Annotated in this window: 17 protein-coding genes; 1 reads left to right on the forward strand and 16 read right to left on the reverse strand. The window is 63.8% G+C overall.

Annotated elements, in window-relative coordinates:
• Positions 1–83: 83 nt before the first annotated feature.
• The 16 genes from ADT71_RS01035 to ADT71_RS01115 form a co-directional block, all read right to left on the reverse strand.
• On the reverse strand, positions 84–290 hold the full coding sequence (locus ADT71_RS01035; protein WP_054434316.1) for a hypothetical protein: 207 nt from the start codon (positions 288–290) through the stop codon (positions 84–86).
• A complete protein-coding gene (locus tag ADT71_RS01040) occupies positions 287–883 on the reverse strand; it encodes a hypothetical protein (RefSeq protein ID WP_054434319.1) in 597 nt (198 codons plus the stop codon). The genes ADT71_RS01035 and ADT71_RS01040 overlap by 4 nt, the downstream gene beginning before the upstream one ends.
• A gap of 2 nt (positions 884–885) precedes the next feature.
• Positions 886–1,110: an AlpA family transcriptional regulator gene (locus ADT71_RS01045; protein ID WP_054434321.1), complete on the reverse strand. Its 225-nt coding sequence runs from the start codon at positions 1,108–1,110 to the stop codon at positions 886–888.
• Positions 1,111–1,120: 10 nt separating this feature from the next.
• Entirely contained in the window at positions 1,121–1,336 is a 216-nt protein-coding gene (locus tag ADT71_RS01050) for an AlpA family transcriptional regulator (protein WP_054434323.1), read from the reverse strand.
• Positions 1,336–1,548 (reverse strand): hypothetical protein, encoded by a 213-nt coding sequence (locus ADT71_RS01055; RefSeq protein ID WP_054434325.1) that lies wholly within the window; start codon positions 1,546–1,548, stop codon positions 1,336–1,338. Before ADT71_RS01055 ends, ADT71_RS01050 begins: the two co-directional genes overlap by 1 nt.
• On the reverse strand, positions 1,548–1,781 hold the full coding sequence (locus tag ADT71_RS01060) for a hypothetical protein (RefSeq protein WP_054434327.1): 234 nt from the start codon (positions 1,779–1,781) through the stop codon (positions 1,548–1,550). The genes ADT71_RS01055 and ADT71_RS01060 overlap by 1 nt, the downstream gene beginning before the upstream one ends.
• A 244-nt stretch (positions 1,782–2,025) precedes the next feature.
• Positions 2,026–2,439: a hypothetical protein gene (locus ADT71_RS01070; protein WP_054434331.1), complete on the reverse strand. Its 414-nt coding sequence runs from the start codon at positions 2,437–2,439 to the stop codon at positions 2,026–2,028.
• Entirely contained in the window at positions 2,436–2,717 is a 282-nt protein-coding gene (locus ADT71_RS01075; RefSeq protein ID WP_054434333.1) for a hypothetical protein, read from the reverse strand. Before ADT71_RS01075 ends, ADT71_RS01070 begins: the two co-directional genes overlap by 4 nt.
• On the reverse strand, positions 2,714–3,943 hold the full coding sequence (locus ADT71_RS01080; protein ID WP_054434335.1) for a DNA methyltransferase: 1,230 nt from the start codon (positions 3,941–3,943) through the stop codon (positions 2,714–2,716). Before ADT71_RS01080 ends, ADT71_RS01075 begins: the two co-directional genes overlap by 4 nt.
• A complete protein-coding gene (locus tag ADT71_RS01085) occupies positions 3,940–5,127 on the reverse strand; it encodes a phosphoadenosine phosphosulfate reductase family protein (protein ID WP_054434337.1) in 1,188 nt (395 codons plus the stop codon). Before ADT71_RS01085 ends, ADT71_RS01080 begins: the two co-directional genes overlap by 4 nt.
• Positions 5,124–5,642: a hypothetical protein gene (locus ADT71_RS01090; RefSeq protein ID WP_054434339.1), complete on the reverse strand. Its 519-nt coding sequence runs from the start codon at positions 5,640–5,642 to the stop codon at positions 5,124–5,126. Before ADT71_RS01090 ends, ADT71_RS01085 begins: the two co-directional genes overlap by 4 nt.
• A gap of 145 nt (positions 5,643–5,787) precedes the next feature.
• A complete protein-coding gene (locus tag ADT71_RS01095) occupies positions 5,788–6,066 on the reverse strand; it encodes a hypothetical protein (protein ID WP_231635467.1) in 279 nt (92 codons plus the stop codon).
• Positions 6,063–6,326, reverse strand: a complete 264-nt coding sequence (locus ADT71_RS01100; RefSeq protein WP_054434345.1) for a hypothetical protein — start codon at positions 6,324–6,326, stop codon at positions 6,063–6,065. The genes ADT71_RS01095 and ADT71_RS01100 overlap by 4 nt, the downstream gene beginning before the upstream one ends.
• A 97-nt stretch (positions 6,327–6,423) precedes the next feature.
• Entirely contained in the window at positions 6,424–6,630 is a 207-nt protein-coding gene (locus ADT71_RS01105; protein ID WP_054434347.1) for a hypothetical protein, read from the reverse strand.
• Positions 6,631–6,732: 102 nt separating this feature from the next.
• Positions 6,733–7,035 carry a hypothetical protein gene (locus tag ADT71_RS01110; RefSeq protein WP_132470439.1) on the reverse strand — a complete coding sequence of 101 codons (303 nt, stop codon included), beginning with the start codon at positions 7,033–7,035 and terminating at the stop codon, positions 6,733–6,735.
• 53 nt (positions 7,036–7,088) lie between these two features.
• Positions 7,089–7,709, reverse strand: coding sequence for a S24 family peptidase (locus ADT71_RS01115; protein ID WP_054434351.1), 621 nt, complete (start codon positions 7,707–7,709; stop codon positions 7,089–7,091).
• A gap of 140 nt (positions 7,710–7,849) precedes the next feature.
• Here ADT71_RS01115 and ADT71_RS35315 point away from each other — a divergent pair, with 140 nt between their 5' ends.
• Positions 7,850–8,020 (forward strand): hypothetical protein, encoded by a 171-nt coding sequence (locus ADT71_RS35315; protein ID WP_369818140.1) that lies wholly within the window; start codon positions 7,850–7,852, stop codon positions 8,018–8,020.
• Positions 8,021–8,081: the final 61 nt, after the last annotated feature.

Here is an 8,081-nt window from a genome sequence, read left to right on the forward strand (position 1 = left end):
AACTCCTCCCTTGGCACTGGAAGACCGCTCAGCAGCAGCTCACACAGGAAATCGCTGCCTGACTTCCTGCAGCTCCGCGTCAGCTAGCGGATGCGTACGTACTGGCTGGGCGGAATGGCGCTGCAACGGTTGTCTAGGGCGACGCACGTCATAGCTACGGGCCACGTCAAACCGACGTAAGCGACGCCGAGCGGGTTGAGAGCAGGCAGAACCGTTTTCATCGCAAGGCCGCCAACCAAGGCGATGAACAGGTAGGTCGCCAAAACGCCGGAAAAAAAGCCCTTCTTCATTGCGCGACTCCATCGGGTAGAGCGGGCGGGGTGAGCATCGGCATCCAATGGGTGGGATCCCATCCGTCATGCGGTCGCTGACAAGGCGTCCAGCAGTTGCCGTGCTCATTCCAGTAAGCCGCCTCAGGGGGCTCGGCATATCCGCCAACAGACTGGTGGCCGAAGCTGTACAAGAGTTCGCCCATGCGGCACGTGAGGATAGGCGCTCCCCAGCCATCCTTGGGCGCGCTGGCGATATCCTGCCATTCCCCCGCCCCGCTCGCAGCTTCGGCGGGCTTGGGGTTCATGGCTGCGATGGCGGCGCGGGCGGTTTCCCTGTCATACGACCAATGCAGGCTCACCCATTCAGCGATGCGCTTTTCCCGATCAGAGCCGAAGATGCCGCGCTGCGCAGTGATCCCGGCAATCGCTCTCGCCACCCTCTTGACTTCCTCCCCGCTCACTTCCTCACGGGCAGGGCTCAGAGCGTCGAGGCGGCCAAGAATGTTCCCTGCCTCGGCGGTGTAGTGCTGCCAGGCCCCATAAGGCTCTCCAACCATGCCCGCGATGTATTCGGCCACGGCTTGGGTGCGCGAGTCTACGTTCTCACTCATGTTCATTCCCCCTTGGTGTGGTGGGCATCACACCGATCGGCTCGCCATCCCATCGGATCGGCGACCCAGCGGTCGATATCGGCCTCGTGCCAGCCGATCAGTCCCGCGCTGATGGGGACGGAGGCAGGGAAGGTGCCCGCCTCCATCCGGCGGTAGATGGTGCTGCGGCCCAAGCCCGTGCGGGCCTTGACGGCGGCTAGGCGGAGAAACGTGGTGCGTTCGGTCATCGCCAGCGCCTCAGGCCGCGATAGCCGGCGCGCGCCAGCCCATGGGATCTTCCACCCACGCATCGATATCGCTCTCGTACCAGGCGATCAGCCCGGCGCTGATGCGCAAGGCGGCCGGGAAGGTCCCCAGCTTCATGCGGTTGTAGATGGTGGTGCGCGACAGGCCGGTGCGGCCCGTGACCTCTGCAAGGCGCAGCAGGCTTTCGCGGCGTCGGTTGGCCGTCATCACAGTTTCCTTTCGACAAGATGGCGAAGCATATCGAGGGCCAGTGCATCGACTTCGCGGAAGTCGTCGCAGCCCTCGTCCCACTCGCCCATTCCAAGGGCGCGCAGCAGGACCTTCATGGTGTGTCGGGAGACGCGGATATGCATATCGCCCTGCTCGGCGATACGGCTGCCCAGCGCCTTAACGACGCGTTCGGTGCGGTTCCGCGCCATCACATCCACACCTCGACGATCTTCGGATCGTCATTCTCGAAGCGCGGCAAGACGACCGAGCAGAATTTCTCCCGCTGGATCGTGAAGCGCAGCTGCTCCAGGTTGTCGGAGGTCAGCACGTCGTCGGTCGCGCGCTCCTCGCGAAGCACCTCCCAACGGCGGGCGATGAAGCCCTGGGGGAAGTCGCTGGGCCGGTCGTAGATGACCCACATGTCGAGCGGCTGGCTGTTCATGCGCCCCTCCGGAGAAACCGGGCAGTGTGCCCCGCATAAACCGCAACGCACTTCCAATAGACGGCCATCGGTGCCTTATGGGTCCGCCAGCACTTCTCGGCCCTCAGCCGTGCGTCGGCGGCAAGGTCTACGAGGACTAGGCGGAGTGCTTCACGGGCGGCTCGATCGAGCTGCCGAAGCGCTTCCGCCGACGCGAGGGCCACCACTGGGTTGCGGACATCGGCGCGGCTTGAACGATCGACTTTCATGCTGCCCTCACCGTGCTGTTGCGTTGGAATTCGCCGAACGTCAGGCTGTCGTTTACGTCGCTGAGGTCGAGCCACTTGGAATAGCGCGCCCTCCCCCGCGTGGTGGCGATGACCTCCATCTGGTAGCCCGCATACGAAACGATCCAGCGCCGGTGCTTGTCGCCTATGGCCTTGAGGTGCGCCGCCAGTGCCGCCCGGCCCTCAGCCGTCACGAAGAAATACTCGCCTTCGCCGCCTTTCCCGTCGCCCTCCCAGTATGGGGAAGACGCCATATCGCGCCGCAGATCGGTGTCGCCGATCACGTAGAAGTAATTGCGGTAGGTTTCCGCGCGGGGATCGACCGGGCGACCAAGGGCGTGGTCAATGTGATCCATCGCCATGTTTTCAAGATAGCGGTTGACCTGCGTCATGCAGCAGCTCCTTCCGGCTGGTCGGCGAACGCCGGATCGTCCCAGTGCGCATTGAGGATGCGAGCGACCTTGTCGGCGATCGCCTTCTGCTCCGACATCCAGAGCGAGACGATCAGCACCGGCGCGCGCAGGCTCACTGAACTACGGCCGTCGCCGAGATCCTCAGGCGCCGCCTGGTAATGGATGGCGATGCATTCTTCCCGGCGATCGTCGGCGGTCAGGTTGCGCATGTAGGCGCTGCTGCTGGCAGTGAAGCACTCGTGGGGGGTGTCGATCATGCGAACATGTCCATCTGAGAGCCGTTATCGACCGGCAGTGCGGCAACCTCGGCGATGGTGATCTGGGAGAGGTCCAGCCCGAGCCGAACCGCGATGTCGCGGACGTGGTTCTCGTCCGCCTCGATCGAGAGTGATTGCATGCCCGACGCGCGAGCGGCCGCTGCCGTGGTGCCGGTGCCCGCGAATGGGTCGAGCACCAGGCCGCCGGCTGGGCACACCAGCTTGACCAGCCATTCCATCAGCGAGATCGGCTTGACGGTCGGGTGCGTGCGCAAGTCGGTATGGCCGCAGCTCGGCTTGCCGATCGTGTGCGCCCCGCACTCGCGGCATTCGAAGATGCGCTCGCCCTGGGTGGCTTTCGACGAATAGAAGAACCGCGCCGCCGTACCGGAATCGCCTTGGAAGGACGCGCCGTTGTCGCCGTTGCCCTTGAACGATCCGTTGTAGACGTTGCGGCACTTGTCGGCCGCCCGCTCGCCCACCGGCGCCAGGGCTCCGCGCTCGCCGTAGGCGGCGAAGGCCTCAAGCACTTCCTCGCTGCCATCGTGCAGCAGGTTGGCAGGCCACCGGCCCGGCTTACCGGCCTCCGGTTCCTGATGGATCGGCTCCGAGCCCGTCCGATAGTGGGACCAGAGCTTACCCGCGCCAGCCTTCAGCTCTTCGTCCGTCGGAATCCGGCAGGCATCGATGTTGATCGCGCCCACGCCCCAGCGCGCGGTGTTCGCCGCCACGCTGCCCTCGCTGATCGGCTTCTGCGCGAACACGATCGGCTCGACGGCTGGTTTCAGCGCCGTGCCCTTGCCCTCGTGCTCGCCGTCGAGGTTGTGCGACTTGGGGAAGCCGGTGCCGTAGAGCCACGAGAGCATGTCGCGGATCTCGAACCCGGCATCCTCGATCGCGCACGCCATCCGGTGATAGCCCTTGGTCGCGGCGAACGCGACGAGGTAGGCGCCCGGCTTCATCACTTCGAACACGCGGCGCCACGTCTCAGGGCGGAAAGCCACATCGCCGCCGTCCCACTGCTGGCCCATGAACCCTTGCGAGGACCGGGCATAGACGCCGGTGGTGCCCGATTGGATCGGCGAGCTGTCCGGCTGGCCCAAGCGGGCTACGATGCTCGCGAGGTGATAGGGCGCATCAGTGCAGACAGCGTCCACCCGCAAACCAGCAAGAAAAAGCTGGCGAAGGATCACGGTGCAATCGCCGTGGATTACGCGGGCGGTCATGATCCAACCAGCTCCCGAAAAAGGATCGGCTGTTCGGTGCCGTCGCCATAGACGGCATCCAGCCAGCGATCAGCGCGCGGCTCGTCTCCAGTCCATTTATCCGGATAGGTGCCAGCAGCGATCAGTGCACGGATCCGCGCTTCTTCCTCGGCATTTATGAGGTCGACGCGGGCGCGTGACTGAATGTCGATAACGCGTTCCAACGCCTCGGACCTGGCTTCAAGGGTCAGAGGGCCCATGCGCTGGGGGTTCTTCGCGATCGCGCCGCTCTTGAGCCGCTCCGCTCCCGCCTTGCGAAGGCGCTGCTTCGGTTCGCGCATCCAGCGGTACAGCGGCTTGAGATCAAGCAGCGGTGTAAGGTGGGCCCAGGCAGGCATCGCCACGATCGTCTCGAGGGCGGTGTCGCGCTGCGCCAAGGGGCAACCGATGCAACCGGTGCGAGCGTTGATTTCCTTCGCGTCATCGCCGCCATAGGCGTCGGCAAGGATCTGCGTCGGCCATCCGCCGAACTCGGGCATCGGTGCGTAGACCTTGAGCCAATCCCAGATCCAACACACGCGCCAGTGCAGAAGCGGCGCCAACGTGGCCAGCCGGCCCTTGATGCCCTTCGCGTCCGGAAGCACCTGCTGATACCAGCCCTGCCCGCATTCCGCGCCGTCCTTCGAACAGGACATAGCAATACGGCCGTCGCGGATCGCGCTTTCGCCCTGGCGCACGCCGGTCAGCATCAGAGCCTTGCCCGGCACGTCCAGCAGCGCCTTTTCCAGCGCCGCGGCCATCGGCTCCACCTTGATCTGGCGGGTACACCAGCGGAGGGTGTTGTTGTTTGGCGGGGGCACGCCCCGGCCGAGGATGTAGACCATGAAGCGCTTGTCGAGTGGCGCGCGCACGGTGACGACGCGTATCCAATTTCGAAGGCGCAGCTTCGCCATGATCTGGTCGGCGGCCAACTGGATGGGCGGCAGCTCTTGGCGGGTGTCTGCATAGAACACCCACAGGCATTCCGGCTGGGGCAGAAGTCCGGCGTCGATGAGGTGGATCAGAACGGTCAGCAGCGCGGTGCTGTCTTTCCCGCCCGACCAGGCCACCGCGAAATGATCGTGGTCGGACCAGTACGCGCGGAGCGACTGCAAGGTCAGCTCCACGCCCTCCGTCTGGACGTCGTGGATGGAAAGCGGCTTCATGCTGCCAGTACCACGCGCGTCTGGCCGACGCCGGTAACCGGCGACAGGTCCCCATGCTCACCGCATCCGCGCCCGGTACGGCTGGAATCGTCCGCGCTGGTGAAGTCCTGCCAGTGCACCCAGCCGTGGCCGCAATCGAAGCCCCACTCCCGGACCTTCGGACCAGTGATGAAGAGCGAGATCGCCCGCTCGCCGGGGATCACCTCGAGGCGGTGCAGCGCGTGCGCCGGGCGCTCCACGACGTCGCCGGCCCGGCGGGTGAACGTGCCTTCGGGCGTGTGCTCGATGTAGCTGCCGAACAGGAGGAAAGACGTGTTCGACCACGGGTGATCGTGCATCGCCCGATCGTCGTCGGACTTGCGGATGTCGTGGAGGTAGACGTTCACCTGCTCGTTGCGGGGGATGACCCACCAGCGGCGCAGGTAGTCGTCACCGATCACGAAGTCGGGCGCGCGCTCCATGATGGAAGCGGCCCATGCCTGCATGTCGGGGAGAGAGGCGTAAGTCAGGCGCACGAGGCGGTCCTTTCGAAGCTGGAAACTGGGAGGGCATCCCCACGCGGCCCTCGGCGCGTCCTGAAAGTCCGCAGGATTGCGGCTGGGGAGGGAATGCGGGGGACCAAAGTCTTCCTTTCCGTGACGCATTCCCTGCGATCTCGGCTCAGCCCGTCCGGCTGGCGGCGACGTCGCGCGCCTTGCGCATCGTCACGTCCACCAGGGTGCTGAGCATTTCGGGCGGCGGGACCTCAGAGAGGCCCGTGGCGCCGCGCCAGACGCGCGCGAGGTAGGCGGCAACCGCCTCCTCCTGCTCGGGTGTCAGGTGGAGGTTGCCCGCGGCAGCACCGGAGGCCGCGGGCGAGAGGGGGGAGAGTTCCGGGGCGGCGGGGGGCATGCTGCTCCGGCCGGTGCTTTGGGAGAGGGGTGAGCCGGGCGCGGTCATTTGCCGCGCTCCGGCTCGGTGCGACCCGACAGGCGGTCGGGATGGAAATGGTAGGACGAGGTGATGCCCAGCAGCAGGGCGAGCATCACCAGCGTGAAACCGATCACGGCGGGCCAGAACGCGTCCGACAGGATGAAGGCGCGCGCGGCAGCGTTCTCCGTGATGAGCCGGGAGCCGTCGTCCAGCGCATATAGCAGGCCGGTGCCGATGGCGAGTGTCGCGGCGATGATGGCCACGAAAGCCAGATGCGCGCGGATCACAGCTCACCTCGCGCAACCATGCGATCGACCACGTAGTCGATCAGATCGATGAAGTTTGTGAAGGTGACCACCGGGCCGGTGATGAGGTGCAGCCGGATCATGCCGCAGCGCCCCACTCGAGCAGCCGCAGTTCGGCCAGCGCACGAGCGTAATTGATCGCTGTGGGCTGCAGGTGCGGCGGCGCATCCAGCGCTGAGGTGAACGTCCCGATCAGTGCCTCGACGGCGCGCAGGTCAACGAGCGTTACCTGCTCGGTGCCGCGCGGGCAGTCTCGGGTAATCGTGATGGGGGATGCAATGGGCATCGACGGTCTCCATTGGGCGGTGCGCCCTGGCAAGACCGTTATGTGCGACTATCGCACCATCGTCAATTATAAATCGCACATTTAGTGCGATTTGTGCTGCGATTAGCTTTTACCGCTCAATCGCTCAGCTTCAGCCCGGACAGCCGCCGCACTTTCACTGAGGGCTGCTGTGCACGCTTCAATGACGGGAATTGCAGCACTATCCTCATCCAAAAACGCGCCCTCTCCCTGCTTGTAATAGTAAGCCTGCGAGCCGGTATAACCCCCGAATGAGTTTTTGGAATTGACTTGGCCGCCGCAAACCAACCCTCTTTTCGGAAATGCATGGGTCAACCGGTCTTCAAACTTGGCGGAATCCGGGTCTTTCAGCGCACGGAGCACAGCAGCGTGCGCTTCGTCGATCAAGACGTCCTCCGGCCTCTGCTGGCAGCTCGAAAGCGCTGCAATGCACCAAATAGCTAAAGCCGCCTTCCGAACCAAACCGGCCTCCCCATTATACGGACCTGATCTTCAGAAACTTCGTAAGCAGAAAAGCGGTTGTTTACCGAAAAAATCCTATAAAATCCGCGCTTCTGAGGCACTCTTTCTATCAGCTTCACAACATAACCGTCACCGTCCCACAGAGCAAATGCACCCGGCTGAACAGGATTGCGATCACGCTTATCGATCAATATTTGGTCACCGTGAAGAAAATCGGGCGCCATACTTTCACCGCGCGCCTCAATGAGAATGAGATCGGTCGGGCGCGCTTTAAGTTCATCCTCGATCAGAGATCGCGGTATGAGGGCCTCCTGCTTATCGCCCTCTCCAGAACCGCCGCCCCCCATGCCTGCAAACGAGGGCAACACCTCGACCAACATATAGTTGCTTTCAGGGGGCGTAACATCGCCTGTCTCACCCCGCTCGACCTCAAATTCTGCGATCAACGCTTCTAACGCCGGGATCTCGGCGAGCTTAACGGAGCGTCGTCCTGACATCATTTTGGTCGCTGCTGTGCGGTCGCGGTTCAGGGCCTGCGCTATGCGGTCGTGGGGCACGCCCAATCGCCGCAGTGCTTCGAGAATCGCGTCCGTGGTCATCCGCGCGGTTGTGCGGAAATCGCCTTGACAACGCACGTGCGATTGACGCACATCAAGTGCGTTAATGGTGCGATCAGCGCACGTCAGCAAAGGCTTGCTCCTTGAAAAGCGTGTTCGACAAGTTCGGCGGCATCCGGCCCATGGCGGAAAAAATAGGCGTTCCGTCGTCCACAGTGAAAAGCTGGGACACGGCGCTGAAGATACCGAAGTGGCGCCACGACAGTATTTTGGCTGCTGCTGCGCGATGCGGGCACACCGACGTTTCAATCAATGTGAAGCGCCCCGGGTTTCCAGGAGGCTCCAACTTGTGAGAAGGAGCATCCGTTATGAGCAAGACAACCAACAAATTTTCACCTGAAGTCCGCGAGCGGG

The organism is Novosphingobium sp. ST904 (assembly GCF_001298105.1).
Classification (GTDB): Bacteria; Pseudomonadota; Alphaproteobacteria; order Sphingomonadales; family Sphingomonadaceae; genus Novosphingobium.

Excerpts from the sequence above, each read along its gene's own strand:
- ADT71_RS01060 (WP_054434327.1), bottom strand. The coding sequence starts at position 1,781 with ATGAACAGCCAGCCGCTCGACATGTGGGTCATCTACGACCGGCCCAGC.
- ADT71_RS01095 (WP_231635467.1), bottom strand. The coding sequence starts at position 6,066 with ATGACCGCGCCCGGCTCACCCCTCTCCCAAAGCACCGGCCGGAGCAGC.
- ADT71_RS01115 (WP_054434351.1), bottom strand. The coding sequence starts at position 7,709 with ATGACCACGGACGCGATTCTCGAAGCACTGCGGCGATTGGGCGTGCCC.
- ADT71_RS01075 (WP_054434333.1), bottom strand. The coding sequence starts at position 2,717 with ATGATCGACACCCCCCACGAGTGCTTCACTGCCAGCAGCAGCGCCTAC.
- ADT71_RS01085 (WP_054434337.1), bottom strand. The coding sequence starts at position 5,127 with ATGAAGCCGCTTTCCATCCACGACGTCCAGACGGAGGGCGTGGAGCTG.
- ADT71_RS01045 (WP_054434321.1), bottom strand. The coding sequence starts at position 1,110 with ATGACCGAACGCACCACGTTTCTCCGCCTAGCCGCCGTCAAGGCCCGC.
- ADT71_RS01055 (WP_054434325.1), bottom strand. The coding sequence starts at position 1,548 with ATGGCGCGGAACCGCACCGAACGCGTCGTTAAGGCGCTGGGCAGCCGT.
- ADT71_RS01105 (WP_054434347.1), bottom strand. The coding sequence starts at position 6,630 with ATGCCCATTGCATCCCCCATCACGATTACCCGAGACTGCCCGCGCGGC.
- ADT71_RS01070 (WP_054434331.1), bottom strand. The coding sequence starts at position 2,439 with ATGACGCAGGTCAACCGCTATCTTGAAAACATGGCGATGGATCACATT.
- ADT71_RS35315 (WP_369818140.1), top strand. The coding sequence starts at position 7,850 with ATGGCGGAAAAAATAGGCGTTCCGTCGTCCACAGTGAAAAGCTGGGAC.
- ADT71_RS01080 (WP_054434335.1), bottom strand. The coding sequence starts at position 3,943 with ATGACCGCCCGCGTAATCCACGGCGATTGCACCGTGATCCTTCGCCAG.
- ADT71_RS01050 (WP_054434323.1), bottom strand. The coding sequence starts at position 1,336 with ATGACGGCCAACCGACGCCGCGAAAGCCTGCTGCGCCTTGCAGAGGTC.
- ADT71_RS01035 (WP_054434316.1), bottom strand. The coding sequence starts at position 290 with ATGAAGAAGGGCTTTTTTTCCGGCGTTTTGGCGACCTACCTGTTCATC.
- ADT71_RS01040 (WP_054434319.1), bottom strand. The coding sequence starts at position 883 with ATGAGTGAGAACGTAGACTCGCGCACCCAAGCCGTGGCCGAATACATC.